Source organism: Methylophaga thalassica MP (assembly GCF_000214595.1).
Lineage (GTDB): Bacteria > Pseudomonadota > Gammaproteobacteria > Nitrosococcales > Methylophagaceae > Methylophaga > Methylophaga thalassica.
Map to the genome: position 1 here is coordinate 1,737,177 of NZ_AFIG01000001.1, position 21,873 is coordinate 1,759,049.

At 42.9% G+C, this 21,873-nt stretch carries 23 protein-coding genes and 1 tRNA gene; 4 read left to right on the forward strand and 20 right to left on the reverse strand.

The window, feature by feature from the left end; all coding sequences use genetic code 11:
- Positions 1–2: 2 nt before the first annotated feature.
- Genes cysE through queA form a run of 3 tightly spaced genes read right to left on the reverse strand, consistent with a single transcriptional unit; the run spans position 3 to position 2,543 of the window.
- Complete coding sequence (cysE, locus tag MAMP_RS08160; protein ID WP_007145545.1) at positions 3–788, reverse strand: serine O-acetyltransferase; 786 nt, start codon at positions 786–788, stop codon at positions 3–5.
- Positions 785–1,516: an RNA methyltransferase gene (locus tag MAMP_RS08165; RefSeq protein WP_007145546.1), complete on the reverse strand. Its 732-nt coding sequence runs from the start codon at positions 1,514–1,516 to the stop codon at positions 785–787. The genes cysE and MAMP_RS08165 overlap by 4 nt, the downstream gene beginning before the upstream one ends.
- Positions 1,500–2,543 (reverse strand): tRNA preQ1(34) S-adenosylmethionine ribosyltransferase-isomerase QueA, encoded by a 1,044-nt coding sequence (gene queA / locus MAMP_RS08170; RefSeq protein ID WP_007145547.1) that lies wholly within the window; start codon positions 2,541–2,543, stop codon positions 1,500–1,502. The genes MAMP_RS08165 and queA overlap by 17 nt, the downstream gene beginning before the upstream one ends.
- Positions 2,544–2,724: 181 nt before the next feature.
- Between queA and MAMP_RS08175 the strand changes: the two genes are divergently transcribed.
- A tRNA-Leu gene (locus MAMP_RS08175) sits at positions 2,725–2,811 on the forward strand.
- 568 nt (positions 2,812–3,379) lie between these two features.
- On the opposite strand, the gene MAMP_RS08180 is transcribed toward MAMP_RS08175, so the two are convergent.
- The gene (locus MAMP_RS08180) at positions 3,380–3,979 is read right to left on the reverse strand and encodes a helix-turn-helix domain-containing protein (RefSeq protein WP_007145549.1); all 600 of its coding nucleotides are present in this window, start codon (positions 3,977–3,979) and stop codon (positions 3,380–3,382) included.
- 175 nt (positions 3,980–4,154) lie between these two features.
- Between MAMP_RS08180 and MAMP_RS08185 the strand changes: the two genes are divergently transcribed.
- Positions 4,155–4,385, forward strand: coding sequence for a DUF2789 domain-containing protein (locus MAMP_RS08185; RefSeq protein ID WP_007145550.1), 231 nt, complete (start codon positions 4,155–4,157; stop codon positions 4,383–4,385).
- On the opposite strand, the gene cfa is transcribed toward MAMP_RS08185, so the two are convergent.
- From cfa to MAMP_RS08200, 3 genes are all read right to left on the reverse strand, one after another.
- Complete coding sequence (cfa, locus tag MAMP_RS08190) at positions 4,386–5,573, reverse strand: cyclopropane fatty acyl phospholipid synthase (RefSeq protein ID WP_007145551.1); 1,188 nt, start codon at positions 5,571–5,573, stop codon at positions 4,386–4,388.
- A 173-nt stretch (positions 5,574–5,746) separates the two neighbouring features.
- Positions 5,747–6,226 carry a bacterioferritin gene (bfr, locus tag MAMP_RS08195; RefSeq protein WP_007145552.1) on the reverse strand — a complete coding sequence of 160 codons (480 nt, stop codon included), beginning with the start codon at positions 6,224–6,226 and terminating at the stop codon, positions 5,747–5,749.
- Between the two features lie 317 nt (positions 6,227–6,543).
- Positions 6,544–6,744 carry a (2Fe-2S)-binding protein gene (locus MAMP_RS08200; protein ID WP_007145553.1) on the reverse strand — a complete coding sequence of 67 codons (201 nt, stop codon included), beginning with the start codon at positions 6,742–6,744 and terminating at the stop codon, positions 6,544–6,546.
- 166 nt (positions 6,745–6,910) lie between these two features.
- Here MAMP_RS08200 and MAMP_RS08205 point away from each other — a divergent pair, with 166 nt between their 5' ends.
- Entirely contained in the window at positions 6,911–7,609 is a 699-nt protein-coding gene (locus tag MAMP_RS08205) for a response regulator transcription factor (RefSeq protein ID WP_007145554.1), read from the forward strand.
- Positions 7,610–7,612: 3 nt separating this feature from the next.
- Here MAMP_RS08205 and MAMP_RS08210 read toward each other — a convergent pair whose 3' ends face one another.
- Genes MAMP_RS08210 through MAMP_RS08245 form a run of 8 tightly spaced genes read right to left on the reverse strand, consistent with a single transcriptional unit; the run spans position 7,613 to position 15,430 of the window.
- Positions 7,613–8,911 carry a sensor histidine kinase gene (locus tag MAMP_RS08210; RefSeq protein ID WP_007145555.1) on the reverse strand — a complete coding sequence of 433 codons (1,299 nt, stop codon included), beginning with the start codon at positions 8,909–8,911 and terminating at the stop codon, positions 7,613–7,615.
- Between the two features lie 7 nt (positions 8,912–8,918).
- Positions 8,919–9,944, reverse strand: coding sequence for an SAM-dependent methyltransferase (locus MAMP_RS08215; protein WP_007145556.1), 1,026 nt, complete (start codon positions 9,942–9,944; stop codon positions 8,919–8,921).
- A complete protein-coding gene (locus MAMP_RS08220; RefSeq protein WP_007145557.1) occupies positions 9,931–10,701 on the reverse strand; it encodes a DUF1295 domain-containing protein in 771 nt (256 codons plus the stop codon). Before MAMP_RS08220 ends, MAMP_RS08215 begins: the two co-directional genes overlap by 14 nt.
- Positions 10,694–11,218 (reverse strand): DUF2878 domain-containing protein, encoded by a 525-nt coding sequence (locus tag MAMP_RS08225; RefSeq protein ID WP_007145558.1) that lies wholly within the window; start codon positions 11,216–11,218, stop codon positions 10,694–10,696. Before MAMP_RS08225 ends, MAMP_RS08220 begins: the two co-directional genes overlap by 8 nt.
- Complete coding sequence (locus MAMP_RS08230) at positions 11,211–12,476, reverse strand: SAM-dependent methyltransferase (protein ID WP_007145559.1); 1,266 nt, start codon at positions 12,474–12,476, stop codon at positions 11,211–11,213. Before MAMP_RS08230 ends, MAMP_RS08225 begins: the two co-directional genes overlap by 8 nt.
- On the reverse strand, positions 12,473–13,270 hold the full coding sequence (locus MAMP_RS08235; RefSeq protein ID WP_007145560.1) for a DUF1365 domain-containing protein: 798 nt from the start codon (positions 13,268–13,270) through the stop codon (positions 12,473–12,475). The genes MAMP_RS08230 and MAMP_RS08235 overlap by 4 nt, the downstream gene beginning before the upstream one ends.
- Position 13,271: 1 nt before the next feature.
- Positions 13,272–14,516 carry an NAD(P)/FAD-dependent oxidoreductase gene (locus tag MAMP_RS08240; protein WP_007145561.1) on the reverse strand — a complete coding sequence of 415 codons (1,245 nt, stop codon included), beginning with the start codon at positions 14,514–14,516 and terminating at the stop codon, positions 13,272–13,274.
- A complete protein-coding gene (locus MAMP_RS08245) occupies positions 14,513–15,430 on the reverse strand; it encodes an acyl-CoA desaturase (protein ID WP_007145562.1) in 918 nt (305 codons plus the stop codon). The genes MAMP_RS08240 and MAMP_RS08245 overlap by 4 nt, the downstream gene beginning before the upstream one ends.
- 146 nt (positions 15,431–15,576) lie before the next feature.
- On the opposite strand from MAMP_RS08245, the gene MAMP_RS08250 reads away from it, so the two are divergent.
- On the forward strand, positions 15,577–16,128 hold the full coding sequence (locus MAMP_RS08250) for a chalcone isomerase family protein (protein ID WP_158005162.1): 552 nt from the start codon (positions 15,577–15,579) through the stop codon (positions 16,126–16,128).
- On the opposite strand, the gene MAMP_RS08255 is transcribed toward MAMP_RS08250, so the two are convergent.
- The 5 genes from MAMP_RS08255 to ectB all read right to left on the reverse strand — a co-directional run bounded on the left by MAMP_RS08255 (position 16,125) and on the right by ectB (position 21,859).
- The gene (locus MAMP_RS08255) at positions 16,125–17,561 is read right to left on the reverse strand and encodes a sodium/proline symporter (protein ID WP_007145564.1); all 1,437 of its coding nucleotides are present in this window, start codon (positions 17,559–17,561) and stop codon (positions 16,125–16,127) included. The genes MAMP_RS08250 and MAMP_RS08255 overlap by 4 nt on opposite strands.
- A gap of 38 nt (positions 17,562–17,599) precedes the next feature.
- Positions 17,600–18,484 carry a TPR end-of-group domain-containing protein gene (locus tag MAMP_RS08260; protein ID WP_007145565.1) on the reverse strand — a complete coding sequence of 295 codons (885 nt, stop codon included), beginning with the start codon at positions 18,482–18,484 and terminating at the stop codon, positions 17,600–17,602.
- Positions 18,469–19,911 (reverse strand): aspartate kinase, encoded by a 1,443-nt coding sequence (locus MAMP_RS08265; protein ID WP_007145566.1) that lies wholly within the window; start codon positions 19,909–19,911, stop codon positions 18,469–18,471. The genes MAMP_RS08260 and MAMP_RS08265 overlap by 16 nt, the downstream gene beginning before the upstream one ends.
- 134 nt (positions 19,912–20,045) lie before the next feature.
- Positions 20,046–20,450: an ectoine synthase gene (locus MAMP_RS08270; RefSeq protein ID WP_007145567.1), complete on the reverse strand. Its 405-nt coding sequence runs from the start codon at positions 20,448–20,450 to the stop codon at positions 20,046–20,048.
- A 71-nt stretch (positions 20,451–20,521) separates the two neighbouring features.
- Positions 20,522–21,859 carry a diaminobutyrate--2-oxoglutarate transaminase gene (ectB, locus tag MAMP_RS08275; RefSeq protein WP_007145568.1) on the reverse strand — a complete coding sequence of 446 codons (1,338 nt, stop codon included), beginning with the start codon at positions 21,857–21,859 and terminating at the stop codon, positions 20,522–20,524.
- Positions 21,860–21,873: the final 14 nt, after the last annotated feature.

Here is a 21,873-nt window from a genome sequence, read left to right on the forward strand (position 1 = left end):
AGTCAACTTTTATTCTCTTCATTATCTTTATAGATATCACAGCCTTCCAGATCCGGCATTTCCACGTCTGGTAACTCGCCTCCGAGCCTGTGAATTGTTTTGCACATGGCATCAACGCGCTTATCCATCGCATGAACATGCTGAATTAAACCATGAATAGCCGTAGCGACCGGGTCCATGGTTTTACTCGATGTGCCATAGGCATCAAAGCCCACAGACTGAGCCAGTTTCTGGCGTTGTTTTTCATCTTCACTCAGATTCGTTTTAACGACCCTGCCCGGCACACCCACAACGGTGTCGCCTGATGCCACATCTTTAACCACCACGGCATTAGAGCCAATACGAGCACCATCATGAAGTGTAATAGGCCCAAGCACTTTCGCTCCGGCACCGACTACAATATTATTGCCCAGCGTAGGGTGACGTTTGCCTTCTTTCCATGATGTACCACCTAATGTCACACCATGATAAAGCGTCACATCATCACCAATTTCAGCGGTTTCACCAATCACGACACCCATGCCATGGTCGATAAAAAAGCGACGGCCAATCTTCGCGCCAGGATGAATTTCAATCCCTGTCAGCCAACGAGCAATCGAGGAAATAAACTTCGCCAACCACTTCCAGTTTGAACGCCACAGCCAATGGCTCAACCGATGACATTGCAGTGCATGCACACCAGGATAAGTTGTGACAATTTCAAAGACATTACGCGCTGCTGGATCACGGTCAAATACACAAGAAATATCTTCTTTGATACGTTCCCAACGGCTTATATTTTCTGTCATTCTTTCCTCGCTTTGGTTTCTGCTGCACGCAAAATACCATGCATAATTTGTAGTTCATTACGATCCAGGTCGGCCCGGTTGAATAATCGACGAATCCGCCGTAATAAATACCGTGGATTCTCTGGGTCCAGAAAACCAATCGTCGTTAATGAACGCTCAAAATGATCATATAAGTGAGCTAAATCGTCTGCTGTGATCGCTTCACGCTCTTCACCAATTCGGCCATGATCAATATTGGGTTGAAAGCTCATTCTGAGTTCATAGGCCACTACTTGTACAGCGGCCGCCAGATTCAAAGAACTATAGTCCGGGTTGGCAGGAATATTAACTAAATACTGACAACGGTCGATCTCTTCATTAGAGAGGCCAGAGTGTTCACGACCAAACACAATAGCTATATGCGTGTCATCATCGAATTTTTCAAGTTGCGTGACGGCTTCACGTGGATTCATCACAGGTACATGCAAGTGACGCAAGCGTGCACTCATTGCAAAAGCATAATGACATCCAACCAGAGCCTCGTCGAGACTATCATGAACCACGGCGCGGTGTAACACATCATCAGCACCCGATGCCCGCGTAGTCGCTTCAGCACTTGGGTAAATTTTTGGCGAGACAAGATGTAAATTCGTTATCCCCATCGTTTTCATCGCTCTGGCAGCGGCACCAATATTACCGGGGTGCGTTGTCCCTACCAGCACAAAACGAACATTATCCAACGACTTCATTATTATTCCTTGTTATAAACATGGCATCACCGTAACTGAAAAACCGATAACGCTGCTGGATAGCATGCTGATATGCATCCATGATGTGCTGTTTACCTGCAAAAGCAGACACGAGCATTAATAATGTTGACTCAGACAGATGAAAATTCGTCACCATGGCATCAACACTTTTAAATTGGTAACCGGGATAAATAAAAATATCCGTTTCACCTTGGTAAGCAGAAATTTCGCCATTAGCAGAGGCCGACTCTAAGGCACGAACACTGGTAGTGCCCACTGCAATCACACGACCACCGCGTGCCCTTGTTGCTTTGACTTGTTCTGCCACCTGTTCGCTGACATCGATCACTTCTTTATGCATTTGATGCGACCGGACATCATCCACTCTGACAGGTTGGAATGTACCAGCGCCCACATGCAAAGTTAACTCTGCTGTTTCAATACCCGCTTCACGGATTCTATTTAATAACGCTTCATCAAAATGCAGACCTGCTGTTGGTGCTGCTACCGCACCGACATTTCGGGCGTAAACGGTTTGATAACGGTCTAAATCTTCCTTATCAACTTCCCTTTCAATATAAGGCGGTAACGGCAGTCGTCCATACGCTTCTAATGCATCAATAACAGACTCAATACCGTGAAACTTAAGTTCAAATAAGGCATCGTGACGGACCAACACTTCTACATCAAGGGCGCCCTCCAGTTGTAAATGACGGCCTGCAGTAGGCGATTTACTACTTCTTATATGGGCTAACACCCGACTTTCATCAAGTACACGTTCAATTAATACTTCCACTTTGCCACCACTATCCTTCACGCCAAACAGTCGTGCAGGGATGACTTTGGTGTTATTAAATACCAATAAATCAGTCGGGTTCAGCAGAGATAAAAGATCGGTAAATTGTAAATCCTGACGCTGTCCATTATTCCCATCCAAAAACAATAATCGACTGGACGTTCGGTTTTCAGAAGGATATTGGGCGATCAGCTCTTCGGGCAAATCAAATTGGAAGTCACTCGTTTTCATGGCGCGATCATAGCAAAATGTCTATGAAAACAGCATTTAATTAATACAAATCACCATGATTTGTGTGGAATAAATGTACCTTTAGCTATTACTATCAACCAGTTAGATTTTAGCGTCGGTAACAAATGAAAATCGGTCTTCCCATCCACCGGGGTAGACGTTATAATTTCGCGCTTAGGTTGCCGGGGTGGCGGAACTGGTAGACGCGCCGGATTCAAAATCCGGTTGGGGAAACTCAGTGTGGGTTCGATTCCCACCCTCGGTACCAACCTAATATCTAGCTCTCATAAATCTATATATTTCTCAATAGCTTAACAAGAACATGATTATATAGTCATGTCTGTCGGCTTTCGATTATTTTAGAAATTCATGCCTGCACTAACATCCAAGAAACTTTTTCTGGATTGTTTTAACAAATTTTACTGTTTGTTAATTGCTAATACATTTATCCGTTTTGCAATCATGGTAAAAGCCTTGCTCTGTATAGCTTAATCGCTGGATAAAACTTGGGGCGGCAAACGCCCACTTTGGATGACATCAGGGGTGTAATGTTTTGTTAAGTGGGGCTTGCCATAGAAAAAAAGCGGGCATCTAAAAAGCAACAATTGAAGCCGAGGAGAGTAAGAGAGAGGTGTAACTGATACCCGCGATTCAGAAAATATAGCATTCAATTATGACTGTTTTATGAATCGACCAATTATCTTTGTTTGAGCTCTGCAAATAACAAAAGATAAGATCTAACGGCTTACCCTGAATAGCAGATAACTTGCTCAGCTTCACCAAAGGCATAGATAAAACAGCCTCTCCCCTACCACTTTAAATTCACAGCTAGCCGTTTATCCAGTCTGTTTTTCAAGTAAACGTTTTATCAAGGCGAAAGATACCGGCTTTTCTTCTAAAATCACATTGTCTGGCAGGGTCAGCTTTTTCATTAAAGCCGCTTTATCGTGTTGGGTCATGATAATAATTTTGGCATGCTGGGTTTCGTTGTTCTTTCTGATAGCACGAGCCATATTTATCACATCGATATCATCCATATCCCAATCAACCATAATGAGGTTTGGTTTATGAAGACCAGACATAATCAACGCATCTAAGCCACAATCTGTTATGTGGATATTGGTCGGTAAGCCTTCCTGCCACTGCAGCAACTGGGATTCATATAATTTAGATAAGTCACGGTCTTTATCAACAAGTAAAACTGTCAGCTCAGCGTTCAGATTGATCGTCGAGTTTTTAGATATTTTTAGCTCTTCAGGAATCGGTTTCCCTAATTTCTCAGCGAGTCGAATCACTTCATCTTCAGAGATTCGTCTATGGCCGCCCAGTGTTTTTACAACATTAATTAAGCCGTTATTTGCCCATAGCTGTATGGTTCTGGCGGTAACACCAAGTAAGCTGGCAAGTTGAGTAGTGGTAAACAATCTTTTTTCCATAACAATCACACCATATTAAGTTGTGTGCAATAGTTTACACTAATTTAAGCTTTTTTTTGATTTTACGCTTAGATTGGGGCAATAAGTAAAATTAGTTATAAATTTGAAAGCCAGGCACTAGCTATTGTACTAATATGAAAGACAATTAAGACTTTTGAAAACAAGAGGTATTACCATGGATACAAGTTTGCATTCACTGGAAAATTTATTTCTTCAGTTGGGTTTGGATAATAGTTCTGCAGCTATGGATGAGTTCATAAAACAGCATAAGCTAGAGCCAGAACAGCCTATCGAACAAGCTGAGTTCTGGACAGCCTCACAAAAGGCATTCATTCAGGAGTGTTTATCAGAAGACTCAGACTGGGCAGAGGTGGTCGATCAACTCAATGTGCTGCTTCATGAATAACTAGCGAATAGATCGATACGTTTCTAAACGGTCACGCTTGGTCAGAACAATTTGCCATAGCTGACCCTGGCGTGACTTGAAGAATCCGGCGCAGCTCATCAGGTAATATTTCCACATACGGTAGAAACGCTGGCTGTATTTTTGTGACAACTCAGGCCAAGCTTCCTCAAACCTGTCCCACCAGGCAAGAAGTGTCAGCGCATAGTCTTGCCCAAAGTTATGCCAATCTTCTATCACCATACGTTTGTTTAAAACCCCTGCTATCTGCTCGGCTGAAGGCAGTTTTCCATTTCTGAAAATATATTTATCAATCCAGGGGTCCACACGGTGGATGGTTTTGTATATCCCGATTGTATGCAGAAGAAACAAACCATCGTCTTTGAGTAAACGATTTACGGTGTCGAAATAAATGGGGTAATTTTTTTCACCCACATGCTCAAACATCCCCACTGAAACAATCTTGTCAAACTGGCCATCTAAGTCGCGATAGTCAGTCAGACGAATTTCTACAGGTAAGCCTTGGCAACGTTGTTGAGCTAATTTTTGCTGCTCTTGAGATATGGTGATTCCTAACACTTCAACACCATAATTTTTTGCTGCATGTCTGGCTAAGCCACCCCAACCACAGCCTATTTCAAGTAGTTTCTCGCCGGGTTTGAGCTGCAGTTTTTTACAGATCATGTCGAGCTTATCAACCTGGGCTTGTTCCAGTGTATGGGCCTTTTGCCAGAAACCACATGAATAACTCATCGTCGGATCCAGCATGGCTTCAAACACATCATTGCCAATATCATAATGCTGCTCACCGACCTGATAAGCGCGCTTGACGGTTTGCAAATTAAAAAAACGATGACGGAGACTTTGAAAAATTAATGCAAATTTGCCCACACCGACCAGGTGTTCTTCAATATTGGCTCGCATGATTCGATAAAAAAGCTCATCCAGGCGTTCACAGTCCCAAAGGCCATCCATGTAACTTTCACCAAAGCCCAATGAGCCTTTGGTTAATATCTGGGAATAAACATCACGATGATGAACCTGAATGTCCCAGGGCTCATTGTCATTAAAACGTACATCACACTGTTTGGCTAAATCACGTAGAACGGCAGGTGGAGTTAAAGAAGCCCGGCTTGAAGGGGAAGAGACGATGGCATCATCACTTTTATCATACTGCTTAAACCTAGTCATGCTTTTCCCGACCTCCAGAGAATGAGCGTGAATAAATTGAAGAATCTACAATAATCGGTAAGTTACCTAGTTACAGGATAAATTACAATCCGTGTAATTACGTATGCCAATATAAAAAACCCGAACAGACTTTGTCATGTTCGGGTTTATGTAATTGGATAATGCGTTAGTTATTATTCTGCTTCTTTAACAATTTGTGCTTGATGATAGTTTTGTAGACCCATTTTCTCAATCAGACCAAGCTGTGTTTCTAACCAGTCAACATGCTCTTCTTCTGAATTTAAAATATCCTGGAATAAATCACGGGTAACGTAGTCACCCACTGACTCACAATATTTAATCGCTTCCTGTAGATCCGGAATAGCGTCTAATTCCAAAGCTAAATCACTTTCCAGCATTTCTTTTGTGTTTTCACCGATACGCAGTGCACCAAGATCTTGCAGGTTAGGTAGACCTTCCAAAAATAAAACACGCTCGGTTAATTTGTCAGCGTGTTTCATTTCATCTATCGACTCATGATATTCATGTTCGTATAGATTATGTAAGCCCCAATCTTTATACATTTTGGCATGAAGAAAATATTGGTTAATGGCTACCAGTTCATTTCCTAATACTTTATTTAAATATTCGATAACTTTTTTATCGCCTTTCATAACAACCCCTCATTTTTGTATAAAGTTGCCATGATTATCGTTTGTCTTTTTCAAATGTCAAAGCTAAACGACTGTTTTAAAAATAAAATCGGAATTATTATCATCTAGATTGAAATATATCCGTCGCAGTAGACGAAATCCGTTAAGTGAGATTTTTCGGGATAAAAATCAAAAACACCTTAGTGTTTATCAACTTAGCTTAGATGAGTAGAAAGAACTTGGCCTTGCTGGAAACAGCTAACTGTTACAGATTGGACTGATGGTAATAATGAGAATCGCTAAGGATTAAAATGAGTTAAAAACAGATTGCGGGAAGATTAGCCTTCGCCTGAACAAGCTGAAGCCATAACATCAGTCTGTTCGAAGTCATTCAACATACGGTTGACTTTAAATTGGCATTTACCACAACATGCAGATGCACCCGTCTGTTCACGAATATGATGCAGCGTGTTTGCACCGGACTCCATCGCCTCGGTAATGGTGTCTGAGTTCACATTGTTACAGATACATACAATCATTGTAGTGCCTATTCTTTAAGTCTTGGATGTTAATGATAATGATTGTTATTTAATGAGTCAATTGTATTTTTAGATTATTCCTAAACAAAATAATGACTTTTTCACAAACCGCATACATCAATACGTTATGCTTACGCTGCACCCGATAAATAGTAAGGACGAAGAGATGAAGATTAACCCAGCCACCGTACTCATTGTCGAAGATCATCAGGATCTTGCGGCGAATGTCGGGGACTTTTTAGAGGAAGGCGGCATGACGGTCGATTTTGCCGCTGATGGTTTGACCGCATTAAAGCTATGCAGCCAGAACCACTATGATGCTGTTGTGTTGGATGTGATGATGCCGGGCATCGATGGATTTGAAGTCTGTGAACGTATACGCGGTGAGCTACAGTTGGACATGCCCATAGTCATGCTGACAGCCAGAGATACACTAGATGATAAATTGAGTGGCTTTGAATACGGCGCTGATGACTATTTAATCAAACCATTTGAGATGAAAGAGCTGGAAGCAAGATTGATCTCGCATATCCGCCGCCATCGGGGTGAGATGGATACAAAATCATTACAGATTGCTGATATGGTGTTTGATCCGAAAACCATGCGCGTCACTCGTGAAGGTGAAACAATTCGGCTCTCGCCGATCATGCTGCAGATTCTAAAAATTCTGATGCGTGAGTCACCCAAGCTGGTCACCCGCGAAAAGCTGGAAACCGAAATCTGGGGTGAAGACACACCCGATAGCGATACATTACGTAGCCACCTCTATAATCTCAGAAAACTGATTGATAAACCGTATCAGCAGCATTTGCTGCACACCATTCCTGGTGTGGGTTATAAGCTATGTGAAGAAAAAGACTTGTAAAGACTAGATTTCTATCTGTGATTTAGGGAAATGCACACTCACTTCCGTGCCTTTGCCTAATTCACTGGTAACGCGAAGATGCCAGTCATAGCGATTACACAAGCGTTTTACGATGGTCATGCCCAAACCATAGCCCTTCTCGTTATTATTCCCCTCTCCCCGATAAAAAGGCTCAAACACATTTTTGACTTGTTGTTCACTCATGCCGACACCACTATCGGTGATCGAAAAACCTTGCTCCCAGATTTTTATCACTATATTTCCTTGGGGAGTGTAATTAAAGGCATTACGCAGTAAGTTACTCATCAAAATAGAAACAACCGATTCAGGTGCCTTCACGACTAATTTCGCTTGTTCATCAACGCTGACACTCACCGCTTTATCTTTGAATAAAGACTCAAGCGTATCCAGCTGTTTCAATGCCATCGAGTTAATATCAACATCCTGAACCGGCAGTACCGCCTTTTCTTCTCTGGCCAGGATTAGTAAGGTTTCAATCAACGATTCCATATCATACAAAGTACGATATACCCGTCGCATCGTTTTATCATTAGCGACATCATAGCGACGTTCGAGTAATTCCATCGCACTTCGGATAACAGCAATCGGAGTCCTCAATTCATGACTGGCATCACGGGTAAAATGACGTTCCCTATCAATAAACAGTTCAAGGCGCTGAGTAAATTGATCCAGCGCTCCCACTAAACTCGACACTTCATCATCAGGAATATCACGCAATTCCTGCAAATCAAAATCAGGGAGACTGCCATATCTGATTTCGGCTTGTCTCACTGACTTAGCTAACTTCACTATTGGGGATACGGCTTTATGGGATTGACGATAAGCTATCCATGCCAGGATATATAACACGACTAAGACCCCCGCCAGTGGCAATATGCCAAACAATAAGGCCAGACGAGAGACTTTCACTTCATCAAAAATAAGATAAAGTCGCTGATTACCTTTATCTTCTATATAAACAATTGGTGTTTCCTGATTCACTTTTGTGCGCTGATAACCTGGTGACAGGTGAATCAAATCTTTAGGTAAAGAGGAATAATCGCCATTCGTGCTCAGGTAAGCCTTTAAATTCATGGTATCGGGTGGAGAGAAATTGGGGTTTTGCTCTCGCATTTCCCAAAAATGCTGAGCTTCGCCCTCTAAGGCTTTGCGAACCAACATCCCTTCCACCATCACTTTGGCAGCATAGATGCCGCCGACGGTCACCAGACTGATTAATGCAACCTGTATCAGGAAGACTTTGATTAACTTGGCATGAAGGGTGGTTTTATTTTTCGCCATCAGTTACTCATTTTTTCACAAAAAGATAATGCCCCACTAACCACTGATTACCATTATCAAAGCCAAATAATTCGGCACATGCCATAAAAAACAAACGCCAGCGCTGTAACCAGGTATCAGCCTCATCCCCATAGACTTGCTGGAATAAACGTAACACATTGGCCTCATTTTTATCGGTATTTTCCAGCCAGGCCTCGGCTGTTTTCTGATAGTGGCTGCCATTGATCAACCACTGCTGCTCTATGGACAGTTCAGACTGGAAATACAATAAGGTATCAGCAGATGGCAATAAACCACCGGTAAAAAAATAGCGTCCCATCCAATTATCGTCCCCTTCCGTTTCAAAGGGATAAACCACTTCTCGATGACAGAAAATATGAACAAATAACTTACCTTGCGGTTTTAGCCAATGAGCAATCTTATCGAATAAGCGCTGATAATTACGCATGTGTTCGAACATCTCCACCGACACTACTCGATCGTATTGCTGGTCCAGTTCCAGCTCATTGACATCACAGGTGATTACCTGAACATTACTTAGTCCCCGCTCGTGTAATTGTTTTTCGATATATTTTCTTTGTGAGTGAGAATTAGACACAGCAGTAATTTTGGCAAACGGCAGCTTTTCTGCCATATAAATTGTTAACGATCCCCAGCCACAGCCCAGTTCAAGGATCTGCTGTCCATTCTTGAGCTCGGCTCGCTGCAGGTAAATATCCAGCATCGCTTCTTCGGCATCATCGAGCGTCAGACAACTGTTGGTCCAATAACAACCGCTGTACTTAAAGCGTTTACCCAGCACTTCTTCATAAAACTCGGCCGGCACTTCGTAGTGTTGTTCATTGGCCGCCTGTGTTTCAATCGCTATTGGGCTTCGTTTTAATTGTTCAATACAGTGTTGTTTACGCTGACTGAGTTTATCCGGTTCAAAGGCAGATTCATCTTTTAAGCGCTGTTTCAATAATTGCCGTATCCCTATGCGAATCAGGCTATCCGGAAACCACTTTTTTTCTGCCAAATCAATCATGCCCATTTTTCTTTCTCCAAGGGATAAATGCACTGGTTGTTTGTTGATACTGACGGTAAGCCTCACCGCGACTTCTGATAGCTTGTTGTTCGGTATAGGGAATGCCGGTAATGAAATACAAAAAGGCAAACATCACGACAGGCATCAGCCATAACCACTCACCACCAGCCATGCCGATGGCTATAACCGGGTAACTGAACCAGTGACACCATTCAAAAAAATAATTGGGATGACGAGAATAAAACCACAAACCTTGTTGGCAAACCTTGCCTTTATTAGCCGGGTTTTGTCTGAACTCGGCCAGTTGTTTATCAGCGATATATACGCCTACCCAGGCACCAATGGCCAAAATAAAGGCAAGCACAAGCCAAATGATTTGAAACGTCTCAACCTGTGCCAGCCACCAAATCGGTAAGGTAAATCCCCATGCTAATACGGCCTGGAACTGGAAAAAGAAAAAATGATTGCGGTGGGTTTTATCCCCCCAATAGTCGCGAAGATAGCGATAACGACCATCTTCAGGTTCTGAAAAAACACGTGCTGAAAGATGAACAAATAAGCGCAAATACCAAAGGCTCATTAATGCTGCACTGGCAATTCTTAATACAATGTCACCGTCCATCTGCCAGGCATACATAATGGGCAAACATACCATCAGTGCCGACCAGAGCACATCCACTACACCGGCATTATTAGTTTTCCCTTCATAAATCCAGCCTATCAGCATGGTGATGCTGGCGATTAAAAGACTCAGCTCAAGCATGTTCTGCCTCCTCTCTTTCTCGCCAATGGTTTGCAAAACGCATTAGAACAGGAATCCAGATAGCCCAGCTTATCGATACCACAGCTAATGCCAGAAATGGCGTATTGAGCGTGACGGCACCAGCTTCACTGCCAGCATAGTAAGATAAAGGAGCTGCGACAATGCACAATAATGCTAATAAAGCAGGCTTGTGTTGCAGCCAGCTCAGCGAATGATTCAAGGTCAACATAAAGTTGATCCATAAACAGCCAATCCACCAGGGAGCAAGATAAACAAAGGTTTTATCGGCATAGTTCATTAGCATCGTATTCAGCCAGATACTGTCTAACAGCATCCCTGCTATCAGCCCCAATAAAATCAGCTTGATATCCGTTTTTTTCCATGGACTCAGCCAGAGCTGGATAATAATAAATAGGGCGGTTGCTATCAGCGCATAACGGCTGCTCTCAGCAGCGGCAGAGAAGATACTGATAAACCAGACCAACTGAAAAGCAATAAAGTTAAAGATATTAGCCACGTCCGGGAATCCACGATGGCTGTCGGTTTCCTGGTTTACTGAAAACTAAATGAACATCACTGATGCTGCGTTCAATAAAACCACCTTCGCAGTAACAAAGATAAAACTCCCACATTCTTATAAAGCGATCGTCGTAACCCATCACCTTGACGTCATCGAGTTTATCGAAGAAACGTTCACGCCATATCTGAAGAGTTTTGGCATAACTTGTACCGATATCTTCCAGATTGCTGAGTTTCATTTCCGCTTTTGCTGCTGAATTCACCAAGACACTGACACAAGGAATAAAACTACCGGGGAAGATAAATCGCTTAATAAAATCGACCGACTTAACAGCCTGCTGATAACGGTGGTCTTCCAGTGTAATTGCCTGAATAACGGCGATACCGTCGGCTTTTAACAAATTACTACAACGCTGAAAAAATTCATCAATAAAATGATGGCCTACAGCCTCAACCATTTCTATCGAGATAAGCTTGTCGTACTGCCCCTCTAAGTCCCGATAGTCTTCCAGTAATACGGTGACTTTGTCTTGGAGGTTATATTCACGCACACGACGAATCGCGTAGTCGTATTGTTGCTGAGAAATAGTTGTAGTGGTTACCCGACAACCATAATGAAGGGCGGCATAAACAGCACATCCACCCCAGCCTGTGCCAATTTCCAGTAAATGATCGTCAGGTTGTAAATCCAGCTTATCGCACAAGCGCGCGAGTTTATTACTTTGTGCCTGCTCTAAACTCTCAGCTGAATCATAATAAAGTGCAGACGAATACATCATATGCTCACGATCCAGGAATAACTCAAACAGGTCGTTACCCAGATCGTAATGGGCGGCAATATTTTTGCGGCTGCCAGCACGAGTATTTTTTCTCAGCCAATGCACACCTTGCATTAATAACCCCGCCAGTCTGGCTATTCCCTGCTCCATGCCATCCACCAGATGACGGTTTCTGACAAATAAACGTATTAGTCGGGTTAAATCATCCGTTTGCCATTCGGCATCCATATACGATTCAGCCACACCGACTGAACCGCCTAATACCGCTGCTTCAAAAAAATGTGGATGTTTAACAAAAATATGACTTTTTAATTCAGCCGTTGGGTCACCAAACTCAAGCCTTAGCTCAGCCATTTCAATCACTAAAAATCCTTCTTCAAAACGCGCTAGCTGCTTACAAAGAAGATGCATACAGAGACGATGAAACGGGCTGATTCTCAAAGAATTTTGTCGGTTTGCATGAATTGGTGGTGTCATGATTTATCCTTCAAAGAGGCTTTATCTCGATCGCGATGGTTATCTGATGATGTGTGTGGATGACTATAGAAAGGCACTCTGCGTAGCCAGAGTTTTAGTGCATGCCAGTAGATTCGCCAGACTATTTTGACGGTCTGCATAGGAAAATCTAAAGGTAAGCGTGACATGGCCTTTTGGCTGAGAGCCTCGGCTTTTAGGGTCATGTCTGCTGTGAACTGTTTTTCATTATGTCGAAACAAATGCATATCGATACTCAACGCATCGTCACGCCAGTAAAAACGCCATTCATATTGAATATCCATCGGCATAAAAGGCGAGATATGGAATTGTTTATCAAACACAGAAATGACCGACTGCGAATGCGTATTTTTCTCCGCTTTTAAAACATAACAATAACGTTCATCCCATGGTGTGTTATTGATATCAGCGAGTACATATTCCAGCTGTCCCTGATGATTAACACAAAAGTAAAAACTCACCGGATTAAAGACAAAACCGAGATAACGTGGGTGTGTCAGCAGATAAACCTTGCCCGAGAATTGTTCGCCGGTACGTTTAAAAATGAATGACTCAACGGTAGTTTTTAAATCACCGGAATGCCTGCCAAGATAATCTTTACGCTTAAAGCTGATTAGATTAAACCGCTCAACCGACCACCAGCGATTTTCCTCAAAGGTGGAAGCAATCTCATCAACATCGAGCATTAACATAGCGATGGGATAGCGAAATTGATGAAATTTCGGGCTGACACGGGTGTGGCTGACTTCTCCTTTCATTAATGCTGTGGAAAACATCTTATTCAGCCTTCCCGTTAATTTGCTGCACAACGTTTAGAGCACTGCGAACCCCATCTTCATGGAATCCCCATCCCCAATAAGCGCCACAAAAGTAGGTTTGGCGCTGGCCAGAAATATCAGCCCAGCGTTGCTGTGCAGCCATGGTTTTTTCGTTATACACCGGATGAGCGTAATGGCGCTCCACCAATACTTTTTCAGGATCAACACGCTCTGCAGAGTTAAGAGAAACGACAAACTCGACTGGCGCCTCTAATTTTTGCAGGGTATTCATGTGATAAGAAACGGTGCACTTCTCTTGTAGCGCCGGGCTCACATATACATTCCAGCTTGCCCAGGCCGCTTTATTAGGCGGCAGCACTGACTCATCTGTATGCAACTGCATATGGTTTTTCTGATAGTCAATATTGCCTAAGACGGTGGCCTCGTCATAACTGGAGTCGGCCAGAATCGATAAAGCCTGATCGGAGTGGCAAGCTAATACGATAGCATCAAATGACTGTTCTTGACCGTTGACTGTCACTACCACACCGTTATCGATACGCTGAATTTTTTCAACGGCTGAACTGTGATGAATCTGCCCAGAAAACCTTTTAATAAATTGGTTTATATACTGATTTGATCCACCATCAACAACACGCCACTGTGGACGTCTGGTCAGCGATAACATCTTGTGGTTAGCCATAAAGGCAATCAGGTACCGTACTGGCATTTCCAGCAGACTGACAGAAGGACCGGACCACAATGCACAGGCCATGGGAATCAGATGGTCATGAATAAAAACATCACTGTAATGATGTTTTTTCAAATACTCGCCAACCGTTTGAGTATTATTCGGCTGTTTAAGAATATCGGGAGATTGTTTATAAAATCTCACAATATCCCTAATCATGCGATAAAAGTTGGGGTTGACGAGGTTTTTACGCTGACAGAATAATTTATTGAGATTGGTGGCATTGTAGTGCAAGCCGGTATCAGCATTATGCACACTGAAGCTCATTTCAGTGTCAAAGGCATCCACTTCCAACTCACGTAATAACTGGCTGAAATTGGGGTAGTTGTATTCATTAAAAACAATAAAGCCAGTGTCTACGGACCACGTCTTACCTGCGATATCAATTTGATGGGTATCTGTATGTCCGCCAATGTAATCATTAGCTTCAAACAAGCTAACATCATGCTGTTTAGATAAATACCATGCGGCTGTTACCCCAGAAATCCCGCCACCAACAATCGCAATTTTCATTTAATCACCTGTATCCCAGCTCGGTGATCACGCTTTTCAGCTGAAATGGTTCGCATATCCCATATCAGCCCCAGTTTTTTCATTAAAACAAGTAAATAGAAGCTGATATCAATTTCCCACCAATAAAAGCCTTGTCTGGCCGATGACGCATGATAATGATGATTGTTATGCCAGCCTTCCCCCAGTGTTAATAACGCCAGCCAAAAATTGTTTCGGCTACCATCCTCGGTGTTATAGCGGCGTTTACCCCATTTATGGGCCAAAGAATTGATGAGTAAAGTTGCATGAAGCAGCACAACGGTTGAAATGAAATAGCCCCACACCAGCATCTGCCAGCCATTGGTCTGCCACTCAGGTTTGATCCAGTTTAACCATTCACCAAAGCCAAATAAGGCTATCGCCAGTATGACTGGCATCGCAATATCAAACCTGTCGAGCCAGCGTAACTCAGGATAACGCGTCAAATCTTTCACAAGGCGATAGTCCGCCTGAAAGTAACGCTTTGTCAGAAACCAGCCGAGATGACTCCATAAAAAACCATCATTCGGTGAATGCGGATCCGATGCGGTATCAGCATGGCGATGATGTTGACGATGATGGGCAGCCCACCAGATGGGACCACGTTGTGTTGAACAAGCACCAATCGCCGCAAAGATAAACTGCACCGGCCTACTTGTTTTAAATGACTTGTGAGCAAAATAACGGTGATAAAAAGCGGTGATGGCAAACATTCTGATGAAATACAACAAGGCAGCGGTTATCAGAGCAACAGGTGATACGCCCACCCAAAAAACAGCGAGACAGGCTAAATGCAGTGCGATAAACGGTATGATTCTAAACCAATCAATCGTGTTATCGACCGAGGAATTGACCTTGTCATATTTACTATCAAACCAGTATCTGAGCGATTTCATATCAGTCCTTCAAACATGGAAATAGCGTATTGAGCAATCTGTGAATTTGATGTGAAACAAGTGCTGGTGCGGTTTCACCTTAAATTCACAGTGTGAAGATTGTAATGCAGGCTTGTTTCATTTCTATAGAGCAGGAAAGCAAACTGATGATGCTCAAACTATTCCCCATGATTATGGCAATACTTTTCTCCAGCGTGACATCGGCAAACAATAGCTTTCCTGATTCAGTGGTAGACACATCGCCATCATTACAAAAATGTCATGAAACCGCGATTAGTGTGATGGCATTTATCGATGTCGCTGATGCCGCCATATATCGTCCTGATTGCAGTAAACTGCCTGAAATTCGTGGCGAGAAACAACTCTCTTTTCTTTATCACCGTAGCATTAAAAGCAGTGATTTTATTGAGGCATCGGAAACGCTACTGAAGCGTAATCTAACAGCAGCTGAATATAGAAATATTGAGACAGAGTTACAACAGTTTAATGCTGCTTATGAAGATGTTAATGCAGGTGATAGTTACGATATAAGACAAACACAAGACGGTTTGTATTTATTTAAAAACGGCCGCCAACTCGCCCATAGTCCGTCATCCACACTGGCAGAATCCTACTATCAGATATGGTTTGGTGCTGACCCTTTTGATACAGATCTGAAAGAGGACTTGCTTGCGCCCATATCAAATCAACCTAACTAAGATGAAGAATCAGAAACGACTCTATGTGTCGTCCCCACTGTCTTTTTTTTCCAGACAAGTCCAGCAGCCAATATCAGCAAACCACTCATGATGCCCGGCAGGCCTTCGTAAACAGCATTGTGCAAACCAAAATAGCGCCATAATAAAGCCACAGACAAACCAATTAACATGGCAATAATGCTCAGTCGTTGACTCGGTCTGAACCCCATACATAGAGTAATAAGCAAGGGAGCAAATGCACTCGCCAGACCAGACCAGGCAAAAATGACCAGACTGAATACACTCTCTGAACTGGTTAATGCCCACAGCAAGGCAACCGTGACAATCCCAATCGTGCTCAACTTCAGAATCAAGGTATTTTCTATGTTATGTGGCAATAAATCATGGGTTACTGCTGCCGAACAATTTAAAACAAGTGAATCAGCGGTCGACATTGTCGCAGCAAACACACCAGCAAGCACCAAACCAACTAGAGCGGGAGGCAATAATTCCATAGCCATCCTGGGTAAAGCCAACTCGGCATCAAAAGAACCTGCATCGCCAAGATAAACACGAGATAACATACCTACCCCGGTAGCAAGACAATAAAATGCTGTAAACCATAAGTAATACCATAAACGTGCTCTCATCATTTTATTGCCATGACTCAAAGCCATAAAACGAATCATCACATGCGGCTGACCAATGACTGAAAAGCCAGCAAACATCCAACTCAGGGCAAATAAGACACCACCCGTTAAACCGGGAATCACTAAATCCTGAGGGAACAAATTTAGAAAACCATCGACCTTATCCATTTCAACGATCGCGGCTGAAGGTCCACCCAATGTGGTTACTGCAATGAACAACATTAAACTCATCGCCACAATCATCACCACCGATTGAGCAGCATCCGTCCAGATAGACGCCCTTATTCCGCCAGCAAAACAGTATAAGGTCACCATAATGGCGCCGATAATCGCGCCGGTGTAGCTAGGCCAGCCAAATAAAACGTGCAAAGCTTTACTGCCAGCAACCAGTTGAGCACCAGCATAAGCTAACAATAACACAAGAGAAATCAGCGCAATGAGTCGCTGCAGGACAATATCATTCTGTCCATACCAGTTACTTAATACACCGGCATAACTCGGTTCAGCACTGTCACTGGTGGCACGACGCAGACGGGAATGAACAAAAGTAGAGGCGATCAGATCGCCTAAAATCCAGCCAATCATAATCCAGATGGAAGCGAGACCTGTGGCGTAGGTATAACCAATCACGCCAATAAACATATAACCACTATTATTTGTGGCTACAGCAGATAAACCAACAAGACTAGGAGGAATGTCACTACTGGCCAGGTAATAATCTTTCTTAGTGCCACGACTGAAAAAAACAGAACTCACACCAATAGCCACAAAAATGGCAAGAAATCCTAAAAAACTCCAAATCATGTCATCCTCCTTTTGCAAAAACCACCGCGCTAGGAGGCTTAACTTTCAACTGTATTTTTTAGTAATAGTTCCAGTTCTGGATGTGACTTCAACGGCTCAAGCGCCGGATCATCTTTGCACTGTTCACGATAGGTATCACTGCACTGAATAGCTTGTTTCAGATAACGAATAGCCTCATCAAACTGATTCATGGCGGTATTGGCACACGCCAACTGATAAAAGGCATGGCCATTTTCCGGATCAGACTCCAAGGCCTGATGACAAAGATTGGACGCCCACTGTGGTTCATCAAGCTCCAGTACAGCATCCGCTTTATACGTTAAGGCTTCAACATCATAGGGTCTTATCGCCATGATCTGGTCATATACCGCAATTTTGTTACTTGGACTGGTTTCCTGTCCCGCTCTTAACCATAACGACTGCACTTCTTGTGTGTGCTCAATCTTCTCGCGATTTTCTTCGATCTGTTGTGTTTCTTTACTGAGTTGCTGCTCAATAGCATGAAGACGTTTTTCATACTCATTGATCAGGCTGTTGATTTCTTGGTCTGCCAGTGTATGAACACGCTCTTTAATTTCACGAATAGATGACCAGCCCACCAAAACTAACACTGATGAGGCTGCAGCAATAAGATAGAAAAAATAGGTCACCGTATCGGTGGCATACCCGACAGCCCTGTCCGCGGCTGATAGTTCTTTATCGACAGTCATTTGAATCATTTCTGCCCGCTGAGCAGCCATATCTGTGCGTAGTTGTTTTAGCTCATCCAGCACATAGCGTTCTATAAACGGGGTATATAAGGGTTCTTTTAGGTTATCAACTGACTCTCGCATCTGCTGTTCAGAAGGAACCTGCTCAGCTGCAAACAGCTGAACAGGTAACAACAGTGCAATAAACAAACTAATCGTTAAGAAGCGAGACATATGGCCCTTCCGTGATCGTGAATTTCTACCAGCACACTGTGCAGGCTCTTGATGGCATCGTCATAGTCATCTTCATTGATAATAAACTGCATATCAACCTGACGCATGGACTGATGCATGGCTAAAACACTGATGTTTTCTTTTGCAAGTGCACCAACGGTTTTTGCCAAAATACCTGGGATCTTCATATCACTGCCGATGGCAGACACAATCGCCACTTTTTGTTGATTAATTTCAGCATCAACAAAACGTTCTTGTAAGGCATTACGGATACGTTTTATTGTTTTGAGATTGGCAGAGAGATAGTGGGTAATTGTGTTGGCGTTGATATCTTTAGAGATGATATGTGCTTTAAATCTGTCTATCATCGTCAGAATTTCACGATCATAAACGTCAATATTACCCGCCATATCTTGATCAAAGAGTTCAAACGCATACACCCCTTTGCAACCGGCAATGATTTCAACACAGGGGGTTGCACTGATATAGTCACCCGTAATTAATGTGCCGGCATGTTCAGGTTCAAATGTATTACGTACACGTAGAGCAATCTCATTTCTTCGTAAGCCTTTAGCCGCCTTAGGATGAATGGCTTCCATACCTAGATTAGCTAATTGATCAGCAACATCGTAATTTGTTCGGCCAATAGGTACGGCATTATCTTCACCCACTAATCGGGGATCAGCACTGCTGAGATGAAATTCTTTGTGAATGATGGCTTCACTAGCGTTGGTTAGAACAGCAATACGACTGAAGCTCATTTCACTGTAACCACGGTCAAATGTTGACATTAGACCATCATCGCTATGTGCATAACCGGTGACGATAGGCAATTGCTTTTTGAGGTCGATATCCTGAAAAGCGATTTTGATACGTTCGTCTAAAGGTAAGTGCTTGTCTGTTTGCCAGCCGGTTAAATCAACAAAAATAGCATCAATACCATCACGCTGAAGCAACTGCGTCATGTTCCATGCACTGTGAGCTTCACCAATACTGGCGAGCATTTCCCTCACGGTTTCAAGATGCATATCCAGCTCAAAGTGGCCATGCTGGCAAAGTCTTTGTAGATCAGCCAAACAGCGTTCAGCATCATCAAGACGTTCACCTATGAACTGATTAGCACGTTCAAGATTGTCAGGTTTTTTATAAAAACTTTCATTGATAGTGAAAATCTTTTGCTTTAAATCTGCTAAAGCTTGTTTCCAGCTATCATCATGTATTCCGTTTGCAAATAAACCGAACACACCGGGTTGCCCGGTTTTTTTATGCTCCAGCAACAAGTCGGTAATACCGCCATAAGCTGAAACAACAAATATACGATTGTAGAGCGAGTCGTGATGAACCGGTTTCAGAATAATGTTATCGCGCACCGCAACATAGTCGCTCATAGAAGTGCCGCCGATTTTTTCTACCGTATGAAAACTCATTGTATTCTCTCTATTTCATCCTTTTTGGATTAGCTATCTTGTTCACTGTCAAAGCAGGCAGTGAACAAGATGTTTATTGACTGTTATAGCCCGAGGTAAGGCATCGATCACGTTCTGATCGGTGCCTGAGCAAATTAGTCACTAATGGTGTCTGCTTCTAGTTCATAAGCACCATCTTTGTTATGAACTTCCGTGCCATGAAGTGGTGGGTTAAACACACATGCCAGTTTCATCTCTTTAAACGCACGTAGCATATGTTTATCGTGTTTATCGAGGTTATATAAGGTACCTGGCGTGATGGCATATTTTTTCCCATCATCCAATGTTTCAACTTCACCTTCACCACTGATGCAATACACAGATTCCAGATGATTCTGATAATGCATTCTGAAATCAGCACCTTCATAGATGGTGGTGATATGGAAAGAGAATCCCATATTGTCATCTTTTAATAACAGGCGGGTACTGTCCCAATTACCATTAGGATCCACAATTTTACGGTCTGTTTTTTCTGCTTCCTGAAGTTGTCTAACAAGCATTTCATTTCCTCTTATTTGATTATTATTTGGAATAGAAACGGGTGGCGAACCACCCGTTTTCTTATAAGCAATTAAGACTGACGAGACATTTTCTCGACTTCTTCACTGACTGAGTAATCACCTTCGAAGTAATCTTTTTCTTCTGGGATATTGTCAGCCTTGGCACAAACTTCTTTGATAGATTGCTCAAGAATATCGATACCCTTTTCCAGGTTTTCTTGTGTGATGGTGAGTGGACATAAAAATTTGACCACATGATCATCGGTACCGCTTGTCTCAATGATCAAACCTTTCTGGAAAGCGTTATGCGTGATTTTTCCTGCAAGTTCACCACTAACGCAGTTAATTCCTCGGAACATGCCACGACCATGCGAGTTAAAGTTACCCTCACCGTATAGCTCAACAATCTTGTCAACGCGTTTGGCGATGTAGTCCCCTTTTGCCTGTACTTCTTTAGCAAAAGTGTCGTCTTTCCAATAGTTATCCAGTGCCGCTTTAGCAGTAATAAAGGCAGGATTGTTACCACGGAACGTACCGTTATGTTCACCCGGTTTCCATTGATCTAACTCGGGTTTCATCAACACGATAGCGAACGGCAAGCCGTAACCACTTAATGATTTCGATACCGTCACGATATCAGGGTAGATACCGGCTTCTTCAAAGCTGAAGAAGGTACCTGTACGACCACACCCCGCCTGAATATCATCAATAATCAGCAATACATCATGTTTTTTACAGATATCTGACAGGCTTTTTAACCAAGTTGTTGAGCAAGCGTTAATACCACCCTCACCCTGAACTGTTTCCACAATCACAGCGGCAGGTTTGTCTACACCACTGCTTGAATCTGAAAGGACTTTATCGAGATAGTTGGTCGTATCAACATCATCGCCCATATAACCATCATAAGGCATACGTGTTGCACCACTCAGGCTCACACCTGCGCCACCACGATGATGGCCATTACCAGTAATCGCCAGTGAACCTAATGTCTGGCCATGCCAGCCGTTAGTGAACGAAATGATATTTTCTCTGCCGGTGTATTTACGTGCCGTTTTTAATGCGGCTTCAACGGCATTTGTGCCTGTTGGGCCAGTAAACATCACGATATAGTCTAAGTCACGTGGTTTTAATATATTGTTATTGAAACTCTCTAAAAACTCGCCTTTCGCACGGGTATGGAGATCAAGACCTTGGGTAATACCATCGTTTTCAATGTATTCGAGCAGTTTTTCTTTGAACAGATCATTATTGTGACCATAATTCAATGAACCAGCCCCAGCTAAAAAGTCTAGGTAAGCGTTCCCTTCTTCATCATAGATAAACTCATCTTTGGCACGGTTAAACATGCGCGGAAAAGATCGAGCATAAGAACGAACTTCTGATTCAATTTCATCAAAGATTTTCATAGGTTTTTTTCTCC

What these genes read in the sequence shown, in the direction of transcription:
- cysE (WP_007145545.1), bottom strand. Translation starts at nt 788, where the DNA reads ATGACAGAAAATATAAGCCGTTGGGAACGTATCAAAGAAGATATTTCT.
- MAMP_RS08245 (WP_007145562.1), bottom strand. Translation starts at nt 15,430, where the DNA reads ATGAAATCGCTCAGATACTGGTTTGATAGTAAATATGACAAGGTCAAT.
- MAMP_RS08230 (WP_007145559.1), bottom strand. Translation starts at nt 12,476, where the DNA reads ATGACACCACCAATTCATGCAAACCGACAAAATTCTTTGAGAATCAGC.
- bfr (WP_007145552.1), bottom strand. Translation starts at nt 6,226, where the DNA reads ATGAAAGGCGATAAAAAAGTTATCGAATATTTAAATAAAGTATTAGGA.
- MAMP_RS08265 (WP_007145566.1), bottom strand. Translation starts at nt 19,911, where the DNA reads ATGAGTTTTCATACGGTAGAAAAAATCGGCGGCACTTCTATGAGCGAC.
- MAMP_RS08180 (WP_007145549.1), bottom strand. Translation starts at nt 3,979, where the DNA reads ATGGAAAAAAGATTGTTTACCACTACTCAACTTGCCAGCTTACTTGGT.
- cfa (WP_007145551.1), bottom strand. Translation starts at nt 5,573, where the DNA reads ATGACTAGGTTTAAGCAGTATGATAAAAGTGATGATGCCATCGTCTCT.
- queA (WP_007145547.1), bottom strand. Translation starts at nt 2,543, where the DNA reads ATGAAAACGAGTGACTTCCAATTTGATTTGCCCGAAGAGCTGATCGCC.
- MAMP_RS08235 (WP_007145560.1), bottom strand. Translation starts at nt 13,270, where the DNA reads ATGTTTTCCACAGCATTAATGAAAGGAGAAGTCAGCCACACCCGTGTC.
- MAMP_RS08185 (WP_007145550.1), top strand. Translation starts at nt 4,155, where the DNA reads ATGGATACAAGTTTGCATTCACTGGAAAATTTATTTCTTCAGTTGGGT.
- MAMP_RS08240 (WP_007145561.1), bottom strand. Translation starts at nt 14,516, where the DNA reads ATGAAAATTGCGATTGTTGGTGGCGGGATTTCTGGGGTAACAGCCGCA.
- MAMP_RS08220 (WP_007145557.1), bottom strand. Translation starts at nt 10,701, where the DNA reads ATGCTTGAGCTGAGTCTTTTAATCGCCAGCATCACCATGCTGATAGGC.
- MAMP_RS08210 (WP_007145555.1), bottom strand. Translation starts at nt 8,911, where the DNA reads ATGGCGAAAAATAAAACCACCCTTCATGCCAAGTTAATCAAAGTCTTC.
- MAMP_RS08200 (WP_007145553.1), bottom strand. Translation starts at nt 6,744, where the DNA reads ATGATTGTATGTATCTGTAACAATGTGAACTCAGACACCATTACCGAG.
- MAMP_RS08255 (WP_007145564.1), bottom strand. Translation starts at nt 17,561, where the DNA reads ATGATTTGGAGTTTTTTAGGATTTCTTGCCATTTTTGTGGCTATTGGT.
- MAMP_RS08215 (WP_007145556.1), bottom strand. Translation starts at nt 9,944, where the DNA reads ATGGGCATGATTGATTTGGCAGAAAAAAAGTGGTTTCCGGATAGCCTG.
- MAMP_RS08260 (WP_007145565.1), bottom strand. Translation starts at nt 18,484, where the DNA reads ATGTCTCGCTTCTTAACGATTAGTTTGTTTATTGCACTGTTGTTACCT.
- MAMP_RS08165 (WP_007145546.1), bottom strand. Translation starts at nt 1,516, where the DNA reads ATGAAGTCGTTGGATAATGTTCGTTTTGTGCTGGTAGGGACAACGCAC.
- MAMP_RS08270 (WP_007145567.1), bottom strand. Translation starts at nt 20,450, where the DNA reads ATGCTTGTTAGACAACTTCAGGAAGCAGAAAAAACAGACCGTAAAATT.
- ectB (WP_007145568.1), bottom strand. Translation starts at nt 21,859, where the DNA reads ATGAAAATCTTTGATGAAATTGAATCAGAAGTTCGTTCTTATGCTCGA.
- MAMP_RS08250 (WP_158005162.1), top strand. Translation starts at nt 15,577, where the DNA reads ATGATGCTCAAACTATTCCCCATGATTATGGCAATACTTTTCTCCAGC.
- MAMP_RS08205 (WP_007145554.1), top strand. Translation starts at nt 6,911, where the DNA reads ATGAAGATTAACCCAGCCACCGTACTCATTGTCGAAGATCATCAGGAT.